Annotated in this window: 20 protein-coding genes; 9 read left to right on the top strand and 11 right to left on the bottom strand. The window is 67.2% G+C overall.

Annotated features, from left to right (window positions below; genetic code table 11):
* Positions 1 to 2: 2 nt before the first annotated feature.
* From IPG14_RS15450 to IPG14_RS15440, 3 genes are all read right to left on the bottom strand, one after another.
* Positions 3 to 938 (bottom strand): magnesium transporter CorA family protein, encoded by a 936-nt coding sequence (locus IPG14_RS15450; protein WP_343392417.1) that lies wholly within the window; start codon positions 936 to 938, stop codon positions 3 to 5.
* A gap of 67 nt (positions 939 to 1,005) precedes the next feature.
* Positions 1,006 to 1,758 (bottom strand): thioredoxin domain-containing protein, encoded by a 753-nt coding sequence (locus IPG14_RS15445; protein WP_343392416.1) that lies wholly within the window; start codon positions 1,756 to 1,758, stop codon positions 1,006 to 1,008.
* 7 nt (positions 1,759 to 1,765) lie between these two features.
* Positions 1,766 to 2,617: an alpha/beta hydrolase gene (locus IPG14_RS15440; protein ID WP_343392415.1), complete on the bottom strand. Its 852-nt coding sequence runs from the start codon at positions 2,615 to 2,617 to the stop codon at positions 1,766 to 1,768.
* Between the two features lie 148 nt (positions 2,618 to 2,765).
* On the opposite strand from IPG14_RS15440, the gene IPG14_RS15435 reads away from it, so the two are divergent.
* Complete coding sequence (locus tag IPG14_RS15435; protein WP_343392414.1) at positions 2,766 to 8,600, top strand: ATP-binding protein; 5,835 nt, start codon at positions 2,766 to 2,768, stop codon at positions 8,598 to 8,600.
* 25 nt (positions 8,601 to 8,625) lie between these two features.
* Here the strand turns inward: IPG14_RS15435 and IPG14_RS15430 are convergent, their stop codons facing one another.
* The 3 genes from IPG14_RS15430 to IPG14_RS15420 all read right to left on the bottom strand — a co-directional run bounded on the left by IPG14_RS15430 (position 8,626) and on the right by IPG14_RS15420 (position 10,310).
* Positions 8,626 to 9,078: a hypothetical protein gene (locus tag IPG14_RS15430; protein WP_343392413.1), complete on the bottom strand. Its 453-nt coding sequence runs from the start codon at positions 9,076 to 9,078 to the stop codon at positions 8,626 to 8,628.
* Positions 9,079 to 9,181: 103 nt separating this feature from the next.
* Complete coding sequence (locus tag IPG14_RS15425) at positions 9,182 to 10,009, bottom strand: DNA-formamidopyrimidine glycosylase family protein (protein ID WP_343386428.1); 828 nt, start codon at positions 10,007 to 10,009, stop codon at positions 9,182 to 9,184.
* A gap of 88 nt (positions 10,010 to 10,097) precedes the next feature.
* Positions 10,098 to 10,310: a hypothetical protein gene (locus tag IPG14_RS15420; protein WP_343392412.1), complete on the bottom strand. Its 213-nt coding sequence runs from the start codon at positions 10,308 to 10,310 to the stop codon at positions 10,098 to 10,100.
* Between the two features lie 19 nt (positions 10,311 to 10,329).
* Between IPG14_RS15420 and IPG14_RS15415 the strand changes: the two genes are divergently transcribed.
* Complete coding sequence (locus IPG14_RS15415; RefSeq protein WP_343392411.1) at positions 10,330 to 10,482, top strand: hypothetical protein; 153 nt, start codon at positions 10,330 to 10,332, stop codon at positions 10,480 to 10,482.
* Between the two features lie 57 nt (positions 10,483 to 10,539).
* Here the strand turns inward: IPG14_RS15415 and IPG14_RS15410 are convergent, their stop codons facing one another.
* Positions 10,540 to 11,730 (bottom strand): sigma-70 family RNA polymerase sigma factor, encoded by a 1,191-nt coding sequence (locus IPG14_RS15410; RefSeq protein ID WP_343392410.1) that lies wholly within the window; start codon positions 11,728 to 11,730, stop codon positions 10,540 to 10,542.
* A 747-nt stretch (positions 11,731 to 12,477) separates the two neighbouring features.
* On the opposite strand from IPG14_RS15410, the gene IPG14_RS15405 reads away from it, so the two are divergent.
* Entirely contained in the window at positions 12,478 to 12,747 is a 270-nt protein-coding gene (locus IPG14_RS15405; protein WP_343392409.1) for a hypothetical protein, read from the top strand.
* 91 nt (positions 12,748 to 12,838) lie between these two features.
* Here IPG14_RS15405 and IPG14_RS15400 read toward each other — a convergent pair whose 3' ends face one another.
* Complete coding sequence (locus IPG14_RS15400; RefSeq protein WP_343386425.1) at positions 12,839 to 13,729, bottom strand: major capsid protein; 891 nt, start codon at positions 13,727 to 13,729, stop codon at positions 12,839 to 12,841.
* Positions 13,730 to 13,831: 102 nt separating this feature from the next.
* Positions 13,832 to 14,533, bottom strand: coding sequence for a TetR/AcrR family transcriptional regulator C-terminal domain-containing protein (locus IPG14_RS15395; protein ID WP_343392408.1), 702 nt, complete (start codon positions 14,531 to 14,533; stop codon positions 13,832 to 13,834).
* Between the two features lie 93 nt (positions 14,534 to 14,626).
* On the opposite strand from IPG14_RS15395, the gene IPG14_RS15390 reads away from it, so the two are divergent.
* The 5 genes from IPG14_RS15390 to IPG14_RS15370 all read left to right on the top strand — a co-directional run bounded on the left by IPG14_RS15390 (position 14,627) and on the right by IPG14_RS15370 (position 19,044).
* The gene (locus IPG14_RS15390) at positions 14,627 to 15,415 is read left to right on the top strand and encodes a class I SAM-dependent methyltransferase (RefSeq protein ID WP_343392407.1); all 789 of its coding nucleotides are present in this window, start codon (positions 14,627 to 14,629) and stop codon (positions 15,413 to 15,415) included.
* Between the two features lie 103 nt (positions 15,416 to 15,518).
* Complete coding sequence (locus IPG14_RS15385; protein WP_343392406.1) at positions 15,519 to 16,490, top strand: ABC transporter ATP-binding protein; 972 nt, start codon at positions 15,519 to 15,521, stop codon at positions 16,488 to 16,490.
* Positions 16,487 to 17,242 carry an ABC transporter permease gene (locus tag IPG14_RS15380; protein ID WP_343392405.1) on the top strand — a complete coding sequence of 252 codons (756 nt, stop codon included), beginning with the start codon at positions 16,487 to 16,489 and terminating at the stop codon, positions 17,240 to 17,242. The genes IPG14_RS15385 and IPG14_RS15380 overlap by 4 nt, the downstream gene beginning before the upstream one ends.
* A gap of 71 nt (positions 17,243 to 17,313) precedes the next feature.
* Positions 17,314 to 18,093: an SDR family NAD(P)-dependent oxidoreductase gene (locus IPG14_RS15375; RefSeq protein WP_343392404.1), complete on the top strand. Its 780-nt coding sequence runs from the start codon at positions 17,314 to 17,316 to the stop codon at positions 18,091 to 18,093.
* A gap of 336 nt (positions 18,094 to 18,429) precedes the next feature.
* A complete protein-coding gene (locus IPG14_RS15370; RefSeq protein ID WP_343392403.1) occupies positions 18,430 to 19,044 on the top strand; it encodes a hypothetical protein in 615 nt (204 codons plus the stop codon).
* A gap of 239 nt (positions 19,045 to 19,283) precedes the next feature.
* On the opposite strand, the gene IPG14_RS15365 is transcribed toward IPG14_RS15370, so the two are convergent.
* Positions 19,284 to 20,108, bottom strand: a complete 825-nt coding sequence (locus IPG14_RS15365) for an enoyl-CoA hydratase/isomerase family protein (RefSeq protein WP_343392402.1) — start codon at positions 20,106 to 20,108, stop codon at positions 19,284 to 19,286.
* A gap of 166 nt (positions 20,109 to 20,274) precedes the next feature.
* Here IPG14_RS15365 and IPG14_RS15360 point away from each other — a divergent pair, with 166 nt between their 5' ends.
* The gene (locus IPG14_RS15360) at positions 20,275 to 21,357 is read left to right on the top strand and encodes an LLM class flavin-dependent oxidoreductase (RefSeq protein ID WP_343392401.1); all 1,083 of its coding nucleotides are present in this window, start codon (positions 20,275 to 20,277) and stop codon (positions 21,355 to 21,357) included.
* Here the strand turns inward: IPG14_RS15360 and IPG14_RS15355 are convergent.
* Complete coding sequence (locus IPG14_RS15355) at positions 21,354 to 21,833, bottom strand: DinB family protein (RefSeq protein WP_343392400.1); 480 nt, start codon at positions 21,831 to 21,833, stop codon at positions 21,354 to 21,356. The genes IPG14_RS15360 and IPG14_RS15355 overlap by 4 nt on opposite strands.
* Positions 21,834 to 21,844: the final 11 nt, after the last annotated feature.

The raw sequence follows: 21,844 nt of genomic DNA, 5'->3' as shown, positions 1-21,844 counted from the left end.
GGTTAGAACCAGCCGCGGCGGTGGAAGAACCAGGCCATGCTGCCCGCGGCGCCGAAGATGCCAGTCATCATGAGGGCGAAGCCCCAGTTGCTGTGGAGGCCTGGGACGTTATCGAAGTTCGTCCCAAAGACGCCGGTGATGAGCGTCCCCGGCAGCGCCAGGGCGGAGACCACGGCGATCACCTTCATGACCTCGCTCAGGCGGTTGTTGAGCGAGCTGAGGTACATGCTGAGGGCGACCTCGGTGTCCTCGCGCAACTCCTCGAGCGCAAGGTCCACCCGCAGGAGGTGGTCGTAGACATCGCGGAAGTAGGGGATTTCGGTGCGATCGACGACGGAGGCCTCGCCGCGCCCCAGGCGAAGGAGGAACTGTAGCTCCGGCGTGAGCAAGCGGCGGAGGTTCCCTGCCAGCGCTCTCCGGGCAAGCACCCGCCTGTGGTTTTCGCGGACGTCGCTCCCGGTGAAGATGCGATCCTCGATGTCGTCCAGTTCGGCCGCCATGGCAGTAACGCGCGGGATCATCGCATCGACCGTCCGATCGGCTACCTCGTAGAACAGCCCCGAGACCCCCGGCCGCACCGAGATCCCCTGCTTGATGGCGCTGTAGAGCGCCTCTATCGCGGGCGGGGTTTCGGGCCGGTCGTGGTAGGTGATGAGGAAATCGCTACCGACGAAGACATCGAGCTCCTCAACCAGCGGACCATCCGGGCCGTCCGCCATATCGGCCAAGACGGCGAAGAGGTAGCCGTCGAAGTCCTCCAGCTTGGGCGTGTGGACGTACGGCGAGAGGCAGTCGTCGATGGCCAGGTGGTGCAGGGCGAAGCGCCGGGCGAGGTCGCGGAGGGCCTGTTCGTCCGCGCGGTGCAGGTCGAACCAGAGCGGCGTGCCCGCGTGTTCGCCTTCGTTCCAACGCCCTTCGGCGAATGACCAGACTCGCATGTGGGGATGGTAGAGCCTCGCTCCCGCGGAAGGCGAACGACCGAACCGGGAGCGATGGCAGACTGCTCTACTTCAGCAGGCTGTCCAGCAGCTTCTTCCACGCTGCGAAGTCCTCTGGCGTGGGCGTCACCTGGCCGTTGATGACGAACGAGGGCGTTCCCGGAAGGCCGAGTTCGTTCGCCTTCTTGAGGTCGGCCTGGACGGCGTTCAGGGCCGTATCACCGACAACGCAGGTCTCGAAGCTTGCAGGATCAAGGCCCGCGTCGGCGGCGATCTTCTTGAGATTCGCCAGCGCGAAGGCCTCCGTGAGGCTTGGCCCGGTCCTCTCGGCTGCCTCGGCCTGGGCGATGAAGAGCGCCCGGTGGAAGGGCCAGAACTTGTTCTGTGCCGAGGCGCACTCCGCCGCGATGGCGGCCCCCGCGGTGAGCTGCCGGAGGGGGAAATACCGGTACTCGAACGCCACCTTGCCCGAAGTCACATACTCCTGGAGGATCCGGGGCTCGATGTTCGCGGTGAAATCGAGGCAGTGCGGGCAGCCGAAGTCCTCATAGGCTTCGATGACGACCTTCGCATCGGCGGCGCCCAGGCGGCGCCCGTTCGCCATGGACTCGGGCACCGCGGTCTCGTTGATCTTCTTTCCGAGGGCGCTCTGGGCAGCCACATTGCCCTTCACGGAGGTGGCCGTTGCGGTCGCTTTCGAAGGGGACCCATCCGCCGTATCGCCGTCGTCATCGTCGCCGCAGGCGGCAAGGCCGAGCACGGCTGTACCGAAGACCAGGGACGTCGCGACGAATCGCAGGAGGGGAGCTTGAAGGGACAAGGGCGGCCTACTCATTGAGGAATGCGTTCACGTGCTCCATGAACACGTCGAACTGGTCGTGGTGGACCCAGTGGCCCGCGTTGGCGACTTCTACCGAGCGGTAATCGTGGAACGAACTGAGATCGAGCACGCCCGAACGATTCCCCCAGCTCTCCTTGCCCCAGAGGATCAGCATCGGGCAACGGATCTGGTTCCAGAGGTCGCGAGCATCCTCCATGTTGAACTCGTAGGGCGAGCCGGCCCGCGTGTAGTTGTCGAACTTCCAGGTGTAACCCTCGTCCGTCCGGCGGACACCGTGTTCAGTCAGGTGGCGGGCGAGTTCGGGCGTCAGGTGGCGGTTCGCCGAGACCATGCGTTCCGTAGCCTCCTCCAGCGAGGAGTAGACATGCAGGCTGCGGCCTTCCAGGCGGTGCATGCTTTCGACCCAATCGCGCATGCGCATGTGGGCGGGCCGGCGTTCGCGGCCCCAACCCAGGCCGCCAAGGCCCTCGATGGTGATCACCCGGCTCACCTTCTCCGGGAAGGTGCCCGCGTATTGCAGGGTCACGCCGCCACCCAGCGAGTGGCCGACCACCGTGTAGGGGCCGCGACCGATGGCCTCGCCGAGAGCGTGGAGGTCGAGTGCGTAATCGATGATCGAGTAGTTCCCGCCGAGCGCCCAGGCGGAATCGCCGTGGCCCCGCAGGTCCGGGGCATAGACGCAGTAGCGGTCGACTAGCGCCTCGGCGACGCGGTCCCACGAGCGGGCATGGTCGCGCGTCCCATGGACGAGGATCAGCGGCGGTTTGGACTCGTCGCCCCAGACTGCGTAGTGCATCTCCAGGCGCTGGGAGGAATAGAAGCGGGAGTGCGGATGCATGGAGGCACAGGGTACAGGAGGTTGGATGCAGAGGGGAGGAAGGTGCGCGGGCACGGATGGCATGCTGGCCCCTATGCGGGAGTTCCCTCATAGGCGAGCATTCGCACTGAGGGCGAAACTCAGTGAATGGCGATGGAACCGCGATCGCATGGACCTTTCTGACCAGCTCTCGGCCGAACACCGCGACCTCCTCCTCGATCTCTCGCTGCAGATCAGCGAACGGCGCGGCGTCGATGAACTCTTCATGCCTTTCGCACGCCACATCAGCGCGAGCATCACGTTCGACTACGCAACCCTGCTCGTCGCGACGGCCGACCCCGAGTTCCTCCTCTCCGTCGGGAGCGTCCCCTCGCTCTGGCGCGAGACCACGGCGGGATCGCTCATCCGCAGCGAGGCCGTCGGCCTCGAAGGGATGAAGGCTTTCCGGGAGGGTTCCGAATACATCCCTGCGCGGCTCGAATTCGAAGGCCCGAAGCAGATGGCCGAGTATGGGTTCGAGCGCGCGTGGACGGCGCCCCTGCTCGACGGAGACTCGGTCTACGGGTTGCTCACCGTCGCGAAGTTCGCAAAGGGCCCGTTCCCGCCCGAGCATCTCGCGTTCCTCCGGGCGGCGGCGCGCCTGCTGGCGCAGGCAGTACGCCAGGGCATCGAGCTCGAACGGGCGCACCTCAATGCCGCCCGCTCGAGAGCCGCCAGCACACTGCTCTCGGCTCTCCAGGCCAACGAGCCGCTCGATTCCATCTTCGAACGGCTCCCGGCGATCCTCCAGGGCTGCCTCCTCGTCGACTACATTGGCCTGGTCGCGGACAACGAGGGCGACTTCAGAGTCCAGGCCGAAGTGCCGGCGAACACCCACATAGGCGTCACCGCATCCGCGGAATCGGACGCCTGGGTCCGCGACCTCGCGACCGGCGAGGACTTCATCCAGATCCGGCCCGATGAAAGCCGGGGGGCAACGCTCAGCCAGCATGGATACCACCGGGCAGCGCTCTCGTTCCTGCGTGATGGCCCGTTGCTCTTTGGCATGCTCGTCTTCGCTCGCCGAAACGGCCGCAAGTTCGATGACGACGAACAGGCGTTCATCGCGGTCCTGCGGTCCATCCTCTCCCAGTCGATCACGAGCCAACGCGGCCGGGAACGCACCGAAGTCGCAGCTGCGCGCGCGCGGACGCTGAACGAAGTCGCCGTCCTCCTCAACGCGGGTGAACGCATCGAGGGGATCTTCCAGAGGTTGCTGAACCTGCTGGAACGCGCACTCCGCGTCGACTATGCCGCACTGCTGGAACGAGCGGATGAGCCGGAGACGCTTCGGGTGGTGGGGTCGTGGCCGGAATTCGCGAGCCTGACTGGCTCGACGGTCACGTTCCGCGATGCCGGCGGGCCGGACCAGCTGGCAGCAGAGAGCCCGGTCGTGCAGTTCAGGCCCGGGTCTCTTCCAGAGTCGACGCCGTTCATCGGCCTGGTGCGCGAGGCCGGGATCGGGCGCCTGGTTTCGACAGTCCTCCAGCAAGACGGAGAAGTGCAGGGGCTCATCGCTTTCGGGCGCAAGGCCGAGGCGCGGTTCAGCGACGACGAAGAGAGCTTCCTGCGGACGCTGAGCCTGATGCTCGCGCAGGCGATCGCGAACCGGAGACGGCTCGCACGGAGCGAGGCCGAAGCCGAGGAGCAGGCGATCATCGCCGAAGCGGCGGCGGCCGTTGCCCGGAAGACCGACGCGAACGGGATCTCCCGGAGCCTCCGCGACGCGCTCGAAGGCTTCATCCCCGCTCCGTTCGTGAGCTTCGGGTATATCGAAGGCGACAGTGTCGTCTTCGCCGACGCTGCCGACTCCGTGGTTACCCTGCCCATCACGCCGGTCTTCCGCTCTGCCATCGAGACCGGGCAGCGGGCCGTCGGGAGCGACCATCGTCCGGCGGTCCCCGAGGCGCGCCGCGAAGCCGAACGCTATGGCCTCCGGGCCTTCGTGGTCACGCTTGCGAAGTCCGGGGGTATGCCCGTGGGTCTCCTCCTGGTTGGCTCGCGCGACGAGCAGTTCGTTGCCGGCGAGCGGGAGTTACGACTGTGGCGCCAGATTGCCGGCATTGTGGGGCCGGCAATGGCGAACGCCCGCGCCGCGGCACGGGAACGGCAGGAATCCGAGGACCAGGCGATCATCGCGGCCGCAGCCGCCGCTGTCGCGCGCGAAGGGAGCCCGTCCGCGATCGCCGTCAGCCTGGGAGAAGCGGTCGCCCGCTTCGTCCCCGAACCATTCGTCCGCTTCGGGCATTACGAAGATGGCAAGGTCGTCTTTCGGGAGAACGACGGCTCGCGCGACCGGCAGGCAGTGGGGCCGCACTACCGTGCCGCGCTTGAGTCTGGGCAGTCGGTCGTCCCCGGCCTCGAGGCGCGCGAGGCGGCGGGAGAAGTGGGAGAACGCATCTCATCCGCCCGCCGCGCCCGGCTCCAGGGCCATGTCCTCTCCAGGGCCGACTCGGCGAGCACCGTCGTCGGCTTCCTGCTCATCGGTTCGCGCGACCCCTCATGGTCGCCCGGCGAGCGCGTCTTGCGGCTCTGCCGCCTCTTCGCCGACATCATCGGCCCGGCGATGGCCAACGCCCGGGCAGCAGAGCGCGAGCGCGAAGAAGCAGAAGACCAGGCGATCATCGCCATAGCGGCTGCGGCGGCCGCACGCGAGATCGAGCCTCTTCGAATCGTGCTCGCACTGCGCGAGGCCGTGGCCCGGTTCGTCCCGCGGCCATTCGTCAACTTCGGATACCTCGAAGGCGACGCCTGTCTCTACCCATCGCGCACGGGACAGCAGGAACGCGTGCCGAACGGCCCGCGATTCTTGCGCGCGCTGGAGGATGGCCAGGCCGTCGTCCCCGCACAGGAACATCGCAGCGGGGAGTGGGCGCTGCGGCCGGACGGCCTTGGCATCGAAGCGCACATTGTCACCCGCGCGACTTCCGGCGGTGCAGTGGTCGGCATGCTCATCGTCGGTTCACGGGATGCCGCGTTTTCGCCGGGCGAACGCGACCTGCGGCTGTGCCGGCTCATCGCCGATATCCTCGGCCCGGCCATGGAGAACGCTCGGACGGCGTTCCGTGCCCGGCTTGATGCGGAAGAGCAACGAATCCTGGCGGAAGCCGCCGCCGCCCTCGCCAGTGGAACGAGCGAACAAGCGATCATAGAGGCATTGCACGCGCCCATCCGGCGTTTCATATCCGACGCCCTGGTGGACGCGTTCTTCCTGGCGGCTCCGGGCGCAGAAGAAGTCCATTCGCCCGAAGGCGTAGGGGGCCGGTTCGGGCCGCAACTGCGGAGGGCGATGGAAGAAGGCCAGGTGGCCATTGCGCGGCCATGGCCAGACCTTGGGCCGGCCGGCAGGGAGATGCTCGAAGCCGCCGGCGCGGAACGACTCGCCCTTACCTCGCTCAGCGCGGCGGGCGAAAGCCGCGGCATGCTGGCAGTGGCCACGCGCGGCGAGGTGATTGATGCTCGGGAACTGCGGCTGCTGCGACTCATCGCCGACATGGCCGGCCCCGCCTTCGCGAACGCCCGAGAAAGCCGGAGACGCCAGGAGGACGCAGACGAGCAGCGCGTGCTCGCGGAGGCCGCCGCGGCGCTCGCCACCGGGTCGACCGAAGGCGACCTCCTGAAACGGCTGGCGAAGCCGATCCGCAGGTTCGTCCCGCAGGCACGAGTCGGGTTCAGCTACATCGAAGGCGACGAGGTCGTGCTCTGGGACGGGCGCAACCGCCGCCCGATTCACCCGCTTACCCGGCATTCGATCGAACAGGGACAAACGGAGGGCGACCTCGATTCACCCGTCACGGAGGCGACGCTCCAAATCATCAAGTCCGTGGGCGTGGTCCGCTACACCGACACCGTCGCGACCTCCGGTGGTGTGCCTGTCGGCCTCCTCTTCGTTGGTACTCCCGTAGCGGATCACGTGTTCTCCGACCGCGACAAGCGCATGCTCCGGCTCATCGCGGACATCACCGGCCCGGCGATGTCCAACGCCCGCGAAAACCGGCGGCGGCGCGAAGAGGCCGACGACGACCGCATCCTCAGCGAGGTCGCGGCGGTAGCAGCGCGGGCGGCATCGAGCTTCGACATCACCGATGCGATCCCTGCCGCGATCGCCGCAGTCGTGCCCAGCGCGTTCGCGAACTACGGCCTGATCGAGGGCGACGCGTTCGTCTTCCCGGTGAAGAGCGACCGGGCGAAGCGCGCACTGGGCACGGACACCGTCGCTCTGCCGATGACCGACGCCGGCCTCCAGGCACAGCGCGAGGGCCAGGGAGTGGGCCGCCCCGAGAACCTCCCCGATATGAACAGGACCGCCCACGGGAGCCTGCAGGAGTACGTCCTCACCACCTACCATGCGGCCGGAGTCCCGGCGGGCGCGCTGTTCATCAGCACCTGGGATCGGGATTACCACTTCGGCGAGCGCGCCCTGGCGCTCTTGAGGCGCATGGTCCAGTTCGTCGGGCCTGCCGTGGAAGCCGCCCGGGCCGAGGCCGAGCTGGTGCAACAGGCGGCCGTCTACAGCCTCATCCTTGGCAGTCTCTCCGAGGGCGTCATCGTCTCGGACGGCGAGGGACGAGTCCTCTTCGCCAACGGACTGGGGCGAAAGATTCTCAAGACCGTCGACCCTGCTCAGCGCGCGACGACCTGGCGCGAAATCACCGGAAGCCTTCCGGAATCGGCGCAGGAAGGCTTCCGCGCCGTGTTCGAAGAGGGGACGGGTTCGCGCGGGCGCGCATCGATTCCGATCGACGGGAGGCCGGTCTGGTTGGACTACGAAGTGGTCCCCCTCAACGACCCGGTCATGAAGGTGCTCCTCGTCGTGACCGACGTCTCGGCCGATGTCGCGCGGGAGGCGGAGCAGGCCCGCCACCGCCAGGAGATCGAACAGGCTTCCCGGCTGGCGGCCCTCGGTGAACTTGTCGGTGGCGTTGCTCACGAACTCAACAACCCGCTTACCGCCATCCTCGGTTTCACCGAAGTCATGACCCTTTCGTCCCACGCTGCACCGCTTTCAGAGGAACTCGCGATCGTCCAGAAGGAGGCCCTGCGGGCGCGGAACATCGTCCGCGACCTGCTTTTCGTGGTGAAGCCGGGCGACACCACGCGCACGGTCATCCCTGTCGCAGACCTCGTCGCCCACATCGAGCGCTTGCGGCGTGCCGCCTGGACGCAACAGGGCATCCGCTGGGACATCGCCATCGAGCAGCCGTGCATGGCGTGGGGCAACGAACAGCAGCTCACCCAGGTGCTCCTCAACCTGGTTACGAACGCCGAACAGGCGCTCACCGGCCGGCCTGAGCGGCACATCCGCATCCGCGCCACCAGCCGCGACGGCCGTACGCAGATCAGCGTCTCCGACACAGGGTCGGGGATGGACGAGGCCACCCGGAGCCGCGTCTTCGAACCGTTCTTCACCACCAAGCAAGGGCAGGGGACGGGCCTCGGGCTTTCGCTCTCCCACTCCATCGTCCAGTCACACAACGGCGAGCTTCGCGTCGAATCTTCTCCCGGCGTTGGAACGACCTTCACGTTCACCCTGCCGGCCGCGGCGGATGAGCCCGCGCGCCCGCGCCTGGACTCCGCGCCCGCGGCGGCCGGGACGATCCGCGTCCTCGTCGTCGACGACGAGCCGAGCCTGCGGAAGGTCTGCCAGCGCCTCATCGCGAGCATGGGCCACGAATGCGCCACGGCGGATACCAGCGCGTCCGCGGTCGAACTGGCGGCTCACTCGGAATTCGACATGGTCCTCTGCGACTACCGCCTCGGAAGCGAGACGGCCGGCGATGTCGTCGCCGGCTTGGAACGCGTCGCGCCGCAGCTCATCTCGCGCATGGTCATCGCCACGGGAGCGACGACCGACGCGGGCGTCATCGAGCTGACGGAGAAGCACGGGCTGCGCCTGATGGCCAAGCCGTACGGCGTGAACGAGTTATCCGCGATAATCCGGGAAGTCGGCGGGGCCGCCCGGTAGGCGACCTCGTCGCGGCAGCCTCACTTCAACACTTGGTTGAGAACTTGAGTTTGAGCGGCTTCGCGGGGGCGGCCGGATCCATCACGTCGCCATCGAACGTCACGGACTTCCCATCGATTTTCAGCTTGACGCCCGCGGCTATGTAGCCTTTATCGCCTTTTGTCACCGCGATCGCAACGAGATCCTCGATCCCGGAAGCGCTGAAGTCCGTCAGCGCGTCACCGCCCTTCAGTTTGCCAGCGAGGACCGTGAGCTTCGAGGCACCGTCGCTGATGAGGCACGTCTCCATGTCCATCGTGTATTGCTTACCATCGAACGCGAGGGTGCCGGTAGCGTTGCTGCTATCCGTGCGGCCGTCGTCTGTGTCGTTGGTCGAACCACCGCCGTCGTCGTCGTCGTCGTCATCATCGCCACCGCCGCAGGCCACGATGCCAAGGAGCATCACCGGGAGTAGAAGTACTGCAAACCAGCGTTTCATGACGACACTCCTTGCGCGTTATGCCCGCGCGCGAAATCGCGCGGATACTAGCAGGTTGCGGGGGAAGCGATAGCGGGCCGCTTTGAAGACCGAACACCGGCCCTCAGGCCGGCATTTCCGGCTGGCAGGCGCGGCAGAAGCTCGTGATCCGCTGGTTCGCCGTGATCTCGCTGATCGTCGTGCCGCAGCGTGGGCACGGCTTGCCGCCCAGCCGGTGGACGCGCATGAAATCGCGCCGTTCTTCGTAGTCGAGCACGCCGTCCTTCACCATCGCCCCGGCCACCAGCGGCGTCGCCCAGGCCATCACTGCCAGCGCCGCCCGGTACAGCGTGCGCAAGTCGTCCTCGGTCAGCCTGGTGCGAGGGATGTACGGGTTGATCCGGGCTTCCCACAGGATCTCGTCGCTGTAGGCGTTACCGATGCCCTGCACGAACTCGGCGTTGGTGAGCACGCTCTTGATCTGGCCACGGTACTTCTTCGTGCGCGCCACCCACTCGTTTTCGGTCAGCGCCGGATCGAGAAGGTCCGGGCCGTTGGTCGCCCAGTTCGGGATCGAGGCCATCTGTGCGAGCGGGACGAGGTAGACCTTGCCCATCACGCGCTCGTCCGAGTAGCGGAGCGAACGCCCCCCTTCGATGCCGAGGACCAGGCAGGTCTTCGCGCGCAATTTGGTCTTGGGGTCCACGTACTGGAAGCGCCCGGTGAGCATGGGGTTGATCGCGAGCACCCGCTCCGAAGCCAGCGGAAACAGGAGGAACTTCCCGTGGCGCTGCACCGGCCCGAAGGTATCGCCCACCAGCGTCTCGCGGATCTCCTGGGCCGGTGTGCGGAACACGAACGGAATGCGGGCCTCGGCCGAAGCGATCGACTTACCCGCGATCTGCCCGGTGAAGTAGCTCCGGATGGCTTCGAGTTCGGGGATCTCGGGCATGGGACGCGCAGGGTACCACGGCCCCGGGGCCGAAGGGGTAGCCCCGTTACACTCTCCGCACTTCGACCCGTGAGCCGGTCCCGCCCGGTCAGCTGCAGAGCCCCGACGACGTGACCAGGAAGTTCGTGGAAAGCTGCCGCGTCGCTGTCCAGACCGTCGCACTCGCCGTCGAGCCGGTGGTGATGGGGGCAAACGGGATGACCGCAACGCCGACATTCCCGTTGAAGACGAAGTTGGCCGCCACATTCAGGTAGGTGGCGGTCCCGGAGAGCGTTTCACCGTTCGCGTTAAGCACGGTCACCGTCACCCGGAGGTTGCCGTTGGGGAAGACCCAGCATCGCTGGGTGAGCCCCGAGAATTGCAGCGGGACGGGCGTCGCGGTGGCGGTCGGGCTCGGGGTGGCCGTCGGGCTGGGGGTTGAGGTCGGGCTGGACGTGGCTGTCGCCGTTGGGCTGGGGGTGGCGTCGCGGTAGCCGTCGGCGACGGCGTGGAGGTGCTTGTCGCGGTGGCGGCCGGCGTGGGCGCCGGGGTTAGGGTGGAAGCCGGCTCCTGGGTCGCGGCCGGGTTCGTCGCGGCCCCAGTCGTTGCGACGGCAGACGGCGAGCCGGCGGCCGTGGGGGATGGGGACCCGGCCGGGTCTCCGGCCGGCGTTCCCGTCGAGCCGGCGCCGCTGCCCGTGGCCGGGGAGGGCGTGGGTGTTGACGCCGTCGTCTCTGCGGTGGGCGGTTCGATCGGCGGCGAATTGTCGTCGTCATCGAGGACGCGGAGGGTTGCAACACCCGACAGCGTCGCCAGCAGCAGCCCCCCGAGGGCGGCAACTGCGAACAACGCGACCTTTCGGGCCGGGCCACCACCGGCACCCCCGTCCCGCCGGCGTCGGGAGGCAGGCCGCCGGGCCACTCCACGAGGCTGGTTCGGATGCGTTCGCGCAGGCCCTCCGGCGGCGCGGCGAGCGCCAGCCCGCTGAACATCGCCAGCGGCATAGGCAACCGCTTCTTCTTCTCGCCACATCGCGGGCAGTGCTTCAGGTGGCGTTCGATGGCCTTCCGCGCCTCTGGCGAGAATGCCTTGATGTTCGCCCGGGCCAGTTCCTCGCGCAGGCCCGGGCAGTTCTGGACGCCATCCCGGTAGATGAAGTAGTCGCCCGCCGACTCGCTGAAGGCAGCCTTCGTGCGATTCACCATGACGTAGGCGTTGTTGCGGGTGACGCCGAGGACCTCCGCCATCTCGGCGGCGTCGAGTTCCTGGCGGACCGAAAGATCAAGCACCGTGTACTGGCGGGCATCGAGTCCCGCTGCCACGGCCCAGACCATCGCCGCCAATTCCGATCGCTCGGCCGCCTCCTCGGGGGCGCCGGCGATGTCTGTATCCGGTACGAGTTCGGAGAGCGTGGCTTCTGGCTCATCCGTCTCGGCGTAATCGAGGCTCAGCACCTGGCGGGCGCCGCGAATGCGCGAGATGGAGAGGTTACGGGCGACCGTGAACAACCAGGACTTGAAGACTCCTGGATTCGACAGCGTGGAAATCGATGCCATGGCCTTGATGAACACCTCCTGCGTCACGTCGGCCGCATCGGCCTCGTTGCGGAGGGTCCTGCGCACAAAGTCGTAGATCCGCTCGAAATAGCGGTCGTAGAGCTGCGCAAAGGCTTCGCGGTCGCCGCCCTGTGCCTGTCGCACAAGTGTGGCTTCATCGAAGAGGCTGGCTGCGGGAGCAGTCATGCGTCGGTACCTCCGATGGCGTCCTTCCCTGGGGGATGAGTATCGCCATGCCAGTCAAGACGCGTCCCGCGCGCGAACTCTTACATCGCGGGCGGGACCGCTCTCGCCCGCGACCTCCCTCGACGCGAAACCACCCGTCCCTGGCCCCGGGCGGCGGGCGAAAAGATCTTTGGTAAAGACGTGTAAGACCGTCCCGCCCCGGTGCGTCTGGGAGGGCAGCAAGGAAAGAGGAGTCCACGACAATGTCCAGCAACACCAACAACAACACCACCCGCACCATCGCCATTGGAGCCATCATCGGCTTCGCCGTCTCAGGGGCACTCGTTGCCGGTCTCATGGTCGGCACTCGGTCCGGCCCCACCACGAACACCAGCGCCGACAGCGCCGGCAGCATCCCATCTATGAACGCTGCTGCCGCACCGCAGTCCACGGGCCCGGGCGAAGACGCCGGCAAGCCCGCCAGCGACACCCCGTCCACGAACCAGGCAAGCGCGCCTGCCCCGAGCGTCGACCAGGCGAGCGTCCCGCCGAAGACCGACACGACCGCACCGGAGCCGGCTCCCTCTTCGAGCAGCAGCACGGCTCCCGCTCCGGCGCCGGCCGGATCGACTGCGCCAACGGCTCCCTCGGTTCCGACTCCGGCCGGCGCCGGCAGGCAGCAGCACAGGCACTGGCAGCGGCAGCGGCTCGACCGGCACTGGCAGCGGCAGTGGTTCGACGGGCACGGGCACGGGCAGCGGCACCGGCGTGACTCCCGGTACGGGCACCGGTCCGGTCCTCCCCGGCATCACCATCCCGCCGTGTGTCATCATCAAGTGCATCAATCCGCTTCCCACCATCCCCGGCCTGACCCTCCCGCTCACGCCGGTCCCCGCTCTCCCGAGCCTTCCCGTCCATCCCGGCCCGATCGTCGCCCCCGTGCCGACAATCGTCCCTGCCGCTCCCGCCACCTGCGTCCTCCCTCCGCTGCTCTGCGCGATAACTGGCGCCATCGGCTCCGGTGGCCTCCACCCATAAACCCATAGCCCCGGGCAGAACCAGCCCAAGCGAAAGCGCCCCACTCGTTGAGTGGGGCGCTTTCTCACGTCTGCGGAACCGGACCAGACGGTCAGGCGGCGCGCACGCCGGTCAGCCTTGCCAGCTTCACGGTGTTAAAGAGCGCCAGGCCGGCGTACCACTTCACCCGGATGCGGCTCGCGTCCTTGGCCTCGAGGCTGCCGACCCGTTCGACGGTAAGTCCTCCCGGCGCCGTCAACCCGCTGAGGGCCCCTTCGCCGAACTGCATCGCGTAGACCGAGCTGCAGTCCGAACTGGTGCCCACCGTCTTCGCGTCATCGATGTAGTCGCAGATGCCGATAGCGATGCCATCGTAGAACTGCAGCATCTGCCCGAACTCGTCGCGGTCCGCTTCGAGGAATCCTCCCGAGCTCCGTGCGAGTTCGTTGAGCGTCCGGCGGGTGCGGCGGCTCATCAGGAGCATGTCGGGCTTGCCGCCGCGCACCTTGTCGATCATCTCGTCGAGCTTCGCGAGCGTCAGAGTCGCACCGTTGGTGCCCATGCTGACGGACTGACCGGCGGCACAGAGCACGTCGATCCCGTCGAAGCTCTTGGTGTCGACGCTGTCGTCGCCGTTCACGAACGTGTCATCGAAGAGCGACTGGACGGCACGAGCCTTGAGTTGGACGACGGCCGCCTCCAGGTCCTGGATGTTCGAGCGGGTGGACTTGAGGAAGTTGTCGACATCGGCGTCGCCGCCGAGGATGCGGAGGGTCGCAGTCGCCTGGGTGAAGGTCGGGGTGCTTTCGTCCCAGTCGTCGCCGACATCGTAGAAGCCGGCGGTGGGGGCGGCGTTTTCGCGGTTGTAGGTCAGGCCGTTGCCCACAATTTCGATGAACGGCAGCCGTTGAAGGACGGGGCTTTCCTGCGCGATCGTTTCGATCACGCCAGAAAGCAGGGTGTCGTTGCTGAGCTTCGCAGCCTCGACAAGAGTGAGGGCCATACGTTGCCTCCATTGGTGGATTGGCACCGATGGTCTCGGGGCGCACGGAGAGAGCGAAGGGGCGAATGACATCGCCGGCCAGGGAAGCGGTCCCGGGGGCGGCTATTGCTGCGGGACCCTCAAAGCGAGACCATCGAGCAGGCAATCCAGCCCGAACTCGAACCAGTCTTCTGGCGACGGCTTCGTGCCGCCCCGCAACCGGGAAACGTTGGGGTAGCGGCCGGTGGCGAAAATCTCGCTGAGCAGGCCGGCCTGTTCGCCCCACCACTGCTGCGGCGCCAACCCCGATCGCCGCCTGTCTCGCGCTTCCGTGGCGAACTGTCCCGCTGCACCGTGCACGTAAGCGGCGATGACGAGGTACATCCGGACTTTGTCGACATCTGGAATGCGGACGTCGCGAAAACCTTCGAATGCCCACTCCATTTCGCTGATGCCATTCGGGCCAAGGCTGGGGCGCACCAGGGAAATGGCCGAGGCGATCCACGGGTGACGCAGGTAACAGCGCCACTGGCGTCGCGCGGACTCGTGGAGTCGCGCTCGCCAGTCATCCGCAGGGAGTTCCTCGAACGCTTCTTCGGCGAACACCGCGTCTGTCGCAAGTGCCAGGAGCCGGTCCTTGTCCTGAACATGCCGGTAGAGCGACATGACCGGTCGACCCAGCCTGTCGGCGACCCGGCGCATCGATACCGCCCCGAGGCCATCTTCATCGGCGATGGCGATGGCGGCGTTCACGATTGCGTCGAGGTTCAGGCCGCGCCGTCCCGCGGGACCGGCAGCAGACGTATCCGCGGGTTCTTGCTGCATGGCATGCAGCATACGAGTTGCGTGCACTGTACGCAGATAGCCCGCGAGGCGTACACTGTACGCAGGCTCCAAAACGGCACCGGATACGCGACTATGTCCGCCTCACGCACCACCGGCGAAACCCCGGACTACGGGACATGGATCCGGACACGGCCGCTCGTCGTGTTCGCGATCCTGACCGCGTCGTTCCTCGGCCTGTCGCTGCTAATGGTCATCACGCCCTGGGCGTTGCTGCTGCTGCTACCCGCGGGCGCCTTCGGCTACATCACGCTCATCCTCGCGCTGGCACGCCACCGCTTTTCGAACACCGGCGGGCAGTACCAGCGCCTTATTCACGAACTCATCCGATCGCATGCCAGGGGAGAACGCGTCCTCGATATCGGCTGCGGGAACGGCCACCTCGCCATTGCGGTCGCGAAAGAGAACCCCCAACGCCTGGTTACCGGCCTGGATTACTGGGGTTCGGCCTGGGAATACTCGAAGCAGGTCTGTGAGCGGAATGCCCAACTCGAGGGCGTAGCCGGACGAGTCGCGTTCATGAAGGGCTCCGCGGCCGCGATGCCGTTCTCTGATGCCGAGTTCGACTGCGTCGTGAGTTGTCTCACCTTCCACGAAGTGCGCGAGCTCCAGGACAAAACCGAAGCCGTGAGCGAAGCGCTCCGCATCCTCCGCCCGGGCGGCAGCTTCGTGTTCCTCGACCTGTTCTCTGACCCCGGCGCATACTCGCGGCAACAACTCCTCCGCCAACGACTCGAAGAGGGCGGCGCGGTAGACATCTCGGATGTGCCGTTGGCTTCGCTCATGAGCCTGCCATTTCCGCTGAACGGTAAGCGCGTCTTGAAGCATGCCCGTCTCGTCTCGGGCCGCAAGCAAGCCGGCTGAACCGGCCGCTGGCCCAATTGGCCGAAGATTCCGGCGCGATCGGCCCTCGCAGCGCGGAGCTGCGCAGTCCACAATCCCAGCCGAACCAGCGGGGAGGAGCCCTGTGACCGACGAATCTCCGGCCCAGGCGACCGCCAACCAGGCCAATCTCGAACGGGCAGCCGCCGACCGTGCCGTAGCTGTCGATGGGCTCACGAAGATCTACGACCGCGTCCGCGCGGTCGATGGGGTCTCGTTCGACGTCCGGGCCGGCGAAATCTTCGGGATTATCGGTTCCAACGGCTCCGGGAAAACGACCACCGTCGAGTGTCTCCAGGGTCTCCGGCGCCGCGACGGAGGGGCCGTCAGCGTTCTGGGGCTTGATCCCGGCGCCCAGCGAGACGCCCTCCGCCACCGCATCGGCAGCCAGTTGCAGGAGTCGGCGCTCCCGGAGCGGCTGAAGGTTTGGGAAGCGCTGGATCTGTTCGCGGCACTCTCTCCGCGAGCGCGAGATTGGCGCCGGCTCGTCGAGGAGTGGGGGCTTCACGAGAAGCGCCAGGCGGCCTTCTCCGACCTCTCCGGGGGCCAACGCCAGCGGCTCTTCGTGGCGCTCGCACTCGTCAATGACCCGGAGGTGGTGTTCCTCGATGAGATGACGACCGGGCTGGACCCATCGGCGCGCCACGCCGCCTGGGACCTCGTGCGCCAGGTGAGGGAGCGCGGAACGACAGTCGTGCTCGTCACCCACTTCATGGACGAGGCCGAAGCGCTCTGCGACCGCATCGCGGTTTTCGAATCCGGGAAGATCGCCGCCATCGATAGCCCGGCGGCGCTTGTTGCCCGGTTTGCCGACCAGAGCATCGTCCACTTCAGCCACGATGGGGACGACCTCCCGTGGCTCGACGGCTGCCCGGGCGTCCAGTCCGTTGCCCGGCATGGCACGCGATACACGGTCACCGGCGAGGGCCCACTGCTCGCGTACGTCGGGGCGGCCCTCGTTGCCCACGGCATCGCGCCGCTCGACCTCCGCGGCGAGCGCGCCACCCTCGAAGAAGCATTCCTGCGCATCACGGCGAAGAAAGCGGGCGCCGCATGAGGGGAGTGCAGAAACTGGCCTGGGTGGAAGTCAAACTCTTCATCCGCGAGCCGATCGCGCTGGTGTTCGCGTTCGCCTTCCCATTCTTCATGCTCTTCGTGCTGGCGGGGGTCTTCGGGAACGATGTCGATCCGGCGGATGAGGAGAACCTCCGCGTGTGGCGTGGCGTCGGCCCGTCCGACTACTACGTCTCAACGTACGTCGGGCTCGTGATGGCCTCGGCGGGGCTCGTGACTCTCCCGCTGCGGCTGGCTGCCTATCGCGATGCAGGGGTCCTGCGGAGGTACCGTGCGGCGGGCGTTTCGGTACCGGTGGTCCTCGGCGCGCAGGTCCTGGTGTCGCTGGGCATGTCGGTGCTGGCGGCGGCGGGCATCATCGTCGGTTCGACGCTCGTCTGCGGACGGCCTCCCGGAGAGCTGGCCGCTGGTTATCGCCGGCATTGGCCTTGGCCTGCTCACCTTCTCATGCATCGGCGTGCTGCTGGGGGCGATCCTTCCATCCGCCAGGGCGGTGCAGGGGCGGGCCTCACGCTCTTCTTCGTCATGATGATGATCTCCGGTTCGGGCCCTCCTCTGGAGGTGCTCACCAGCGCCATGCGCGCCGTCAGCAACGCGATGCCGCTCACGCACCTCAACCTGGTCGTGCAGGATGCGTGGCTGGGCTTCGGATGGTCGTGGGCGGAGTCGCTCATCACGCTGGCATTCGGGGCGGCGAGCGGGATCCTCGCCGTCCGCTTCTTCCGCTGGGAGTAGCCCCGGGCTTGAAAGGCATGGCGGGAACGGCGAGAGTGGCCGCACGGCAATCGCATCCAGGGAGTATCACGATGGGAGAGAACACCGCCTGGGACGAAGTCATCATCCCCGGTCGCTTCGAAGGGCAGACCGTGATCGTCACCGGCGCCGGGTCGGGGATCGGCAAGGCAACCGCGCTCCGAATCGCGAAGGAGGGCGGGCGCGTCATCGCGTCTGACATCAGCCGGCCGCGTCTTGAGGAGCTCGTGGCCAGGAACCAGGACCTGGACCTCGTCCCGGTCGCGGGCGATGTCAGTCAAGAAGCGGACGTCGCCGCGATCGTGGCGGCCGCCGGCCCAACGATTCACGCGCTCGCGAACGTGGCGGGCATCATGGACGACTTCACTCCGATCCACGAAGTGAGCGACGCCGTCTGGGAGCGAGTGTTCCGCATCAACGTGGAGGGCATCATGCGTCTGACGCGCGCGGTCGTCCCCCGGATGCTGGACGCTGGATACGGATCGATCGTGAACATCACCTCGGAGGCTGGCCTGCGTGGCTCCGCAGCGGGCGTCGCCTACACCGCATCCAAGCATGCGGTCATCGGCATCACGAAGAGCTCGGCCGTCATGTACGGGCCGCTCGGCATCCGCGTGAACGCCGTCGCTCCGGGTGCGACGATCACGAACATCGAAGCGAAGTTCGCTTCCCAGCTCGCGATGCAGCGGCTCGGGCCGCTGATGCAGGCGGTGATCCCGAAGCCGGCCCAGGCGAGCCAACTCGCCGCGTCGATCACCTTCCTCTTGAGCCGGGACGGCACGAACGTCAACGGCGTAGTGCTGCCATCCGACGCCGGTTGGTCAGCGATCTGAGACGACACCGGTTCGAGGCGAGGCAGTCATGCCTCGCGTGTGCGGCGGACCGATTGGGCCAGCGGTAGCCATTCAGGCGTACGCCTGGCGCCCCGCGTGATTCACCCACGCGCGGGCCATCGATGATCTGCCTCGGTCGTGCGGCGGACCGATTGGGCCAGCGGTATTCAGGCTTACGCCCGGCGCCCCGTGTGATTCACCCGCGCGGGCCGTGACTGGCCCGCCTCGGTGTGCGGTGGGTGCCGGCAGCGGGCTATTCAGGCTACGCCTGGCGCCCCGTGTGATTCACCCACCCGGGCCATGACTGGCCCGCCTCGGCACGCGTATGGTTCGCCAATGGCCGAACCGCTGGCGTACTTCATCACCGCCTCGGCGTATGGCAACCGTCTTCATGGCGACGAACGCGGGACCGTCGATCGCGATCACAACACCGTCGGTACCCCGTTCCGCCAGCCCGAGCCAGGCCTGGCGGCGTGGAGCGCGAACGCATGGTCGGTGATTCAGTCCATTTCGACGCCGCTCGCCGAGCCTGCGTTGAAGGTTCGTTCCTGGCTACCTGTATGCATCGTGGATGGACGCTACGCGGTTCACTGCCGCACCAACCACACTCATGTCGTTCTGACGAGCGATGCCTCGATCGAACGAACAGCGCACAGCTTGAAGTCCTACGCAACGCGGGCGCTTCGGCAGGCGGGTCTCGTGGGGCCGCGCCAGCCGGTTTGGGCACGATCTGCGAGCATGAAGACGCTCACTTCGGACCACGCGGTCGCCTCGGCTGTCAACTACACGCTCAACGCACAGGGCGCGACCTCGGCGGCACGTACGCGAAGCGCACGCGCGACCTCTGGGAGGACGATACGAGCGCCGAGGCGGGGCAGTCATGCTCGCGTGTGCGGCGGACTGATTGGGTCAGCGGCAGCCATTCAGGCTGACGCCTGGCGCCTCGTGTGATTCACCCAAGGGCCATCGACTGGCCCGCCTCGGTCGTGCGGCGGACCGATTGGGCCAGCGGAGCCGGCTACGCCCCGATGCACCCAGCGGGCGACTGGCACGCCGTGCCGGACCGATTGGGCCAGCGGCAGCTATTCAGGCTACGCCCGGCGCCCCGTGTGATTCACCCACGCGGGCCACTGACTGGCCCGCCTCGGTAGTGCGGCGGACCGGTTGGGGCCAGCGACAGCTATTCAGGCTTACGCCCGGCGCCCCGTGTGATTCACCCGCGCGGGCCAGGGACTGGCCCGCCTCGGTAGCGCTACGACAACCAGGCGTTGAACTTCGGTTCGCGCCGCTCCCGGAAACGCGGCCACGCCCTCCGCGCGTCCGGGTGATGGTCGCTGATCGCCGTCTTTGCCGCGATATCGTCGAGCGCGTGGGCCCAGGTCATCTCGGCGGCGTTGTAGATGGTCCGCTTCAGCAGCCGCATCGAGACTTGCGGGCCGTTCGCCAAGCCCGTGGCGAGCGCCATCGTCCGCTCCATCAACTCCGCGCCTCGACCACCTCATGCACGAGGCCGAGGATAGTGCTTCCTCCGCGGACACGATCTTCTTCCGCATCAGGAAGTCCATCGTCTTCGCGACGCCCATCAGCTGGACGAGGAGGTACTGGCCGCCTTCGTCCGGCAGGAGGCCGAAGCGCAGCGTCGCGCTCCCCAGGCGCGCCTCCTTCGAGGCGATCCGGAAGTCGCAGGAGAGCGCGAGCGACAGCCCGGTCTGGATGGCGATGCCGTTGACGGCGGCGATGCTGAGCTTGTCCAGGTTGCGGATGGCCGAGTTCACCGTCTGGCTGTGGACGCGCAGGCCCTCATAGGTGCCGATCGCCTCGCGGTGCCCCGGAAAGATGTCGGGCATGAGCTGCGGCCCGCCTGGGAGCGGTCTGCCGGTGACATCGTCGCCGGCAGAGAACGCTCGCCCCTGGCCCGTGAAGACCACGACCCTCACCCGGTCGTCCATCTGCGCCTGGGTCAACAGTTCGATGAGGTCGCGCTTGATCACCTGGTGGCCGGTCTGGAATGCCAAGGGGTCGCTCCAGGGGATGAGGTGGCGGGATTATAGGGCGAGGCGATCGCTTCGCGTGGCGCACGCACGTGGCGGAACAAGGCACTTGCCCGGCTATACTTCCCTTTCATAAGCTACTACGCTAGAGTAGCAGCATTAGCTCTGAACCCGGAGGTTCACCCCCAGGATGACAACCACACCTTTCGAGATCGGTGTCTCTTCTTTCGCCGATACGATGGCGGACCCCAAGACCGGCGCGACCATCTCCAGCGAGCAGCGCATCGCGAACCTGATGGAGGAGGTCGAACTGGCCGACCGCGTCGGGCTCGATGTCTTCGGCATTGGCGAGCACCACCGGCCGGACTTTGCGGCTTCGACGCCTGCCGTCCTCCTCGCCGCCGCCGCCATGCGCACGAAGCAGATCAGGCTGACCAGCGCGGTCACGGTGCTCAGCACGGACGACCCGGTGCGCGTCTTCGAGGAGTTCGCGACCGTCGACCTGCTCTCACGCGGGCGCGCCGAACTGACCGCCGGGCGCGGTTCGTTCACGGAGAGCTACCCGCTTTTCGGCTACGAGCTTGAAGACTACGACGAGTTGGCCCAGGAGAAGCTCGAGCTCCTCCTAAAGGTCCGCGACGGCGAGAAGGTCACCCTGGTCCGGAAGTTCCGTGCGCCGATCCACAACCGCGGGGGCTATGCGCGGCCGGCCCAGGAGAAGCTCCCGGTCTGGGTGGGTGTCGGCGGGAACCCGGCGTCCGTCGAACGGGCCGGGCGGCTCGGCCTGCCGCTGATCATCGCCATCATCGGCGGCGGGCCTGCCCGCTTCGTCCCGCTTGTCGAGCACTATCGCGAATCGGCGGCCGCGGCCGGGCAGGACCCGTCGAAGCTGAAGGTGGCTATCAACTCGCACACGCACCTCGCCGAGACCTCGCGCCAGGCCGCCGACGAGTTCTTCACCCCTTACGCAACCCTGATGAACACCGTCGGCCGCGAACGCGGCTGGGCGCCGATGACGCGCAACCAGTACGAGGCACTTCGCTCGCCCACCGGCGCGCTTCACGTCGGCTCGGCCGATGAGGTCATCGAGAAGCTGCTCTACGAGTACGAACTCTTCGGTCACGACCGCTACGTCGCCCAGATGAGCGTCGGCCCACAGCCTCACGAGCAGACCCTCAAAGCGATCGAGCTGCTCGGCACGAAGGTCGCACCTGTCGTGCGCGAAGAGATCGAGAAACGGAAGGCGAGGATCGCGGTCACCGCAGGCGTTTAGCCTGGGCCACCCTTGAGCAAAGTCTCGATCTGGGCGAGGTGCGGCAGTTCGTGAGCCACCAGGTACTTCGCGCAGTCGAGCACTGTCTCGGTGCGGCTGCCCGTGAGGTCCAGCGCCCTCATCCACTGTCCCGCGCTCAGGCTGCGAAGGAGTTGGACGAACCCGGCGCGGTCCGCGGCGAACGTGGTTAGCGATTGCTGGAACGGGAGGTCGGGGTAGTTCGTCTTGCGGATGTAGGTCCGGGGCGAGACGTAGCGGGCAACCGGGTGGTTGCGCGTGAGCATCTCGTTCACCAGCGTGCCGCGGACATCCTGGCAGGCTCGGAGGTGAGCGAGGACGTCGTTCGCCGACCAGGGTTCGGCGACGGAGCGCCGGCTCAGCACCTCATTGGGGACACCGGCCGTAACCGCCGCAATGCGCCCAGGCGCGACCTCGAGCAGGTCGCCCAGGCGCCTCGCTTCGGCTGCGATCTCCACGAGGAAAGCAT

Source organism: Candidatus Amarobacter glycogenicus, assembly GCF_016704105.1.
In the GTDB taxonomy this organism is placed as follows: domain Bacteria; phylum Chloroflexota; class Dehalococcoidia; order Tepidiformales; family Tepidiformaceae; genus Amarobacter; species Amarobacter glycogenicus.
This window is presented reverse-complemented; position numbering and strand designations above follow the sequence as displayed.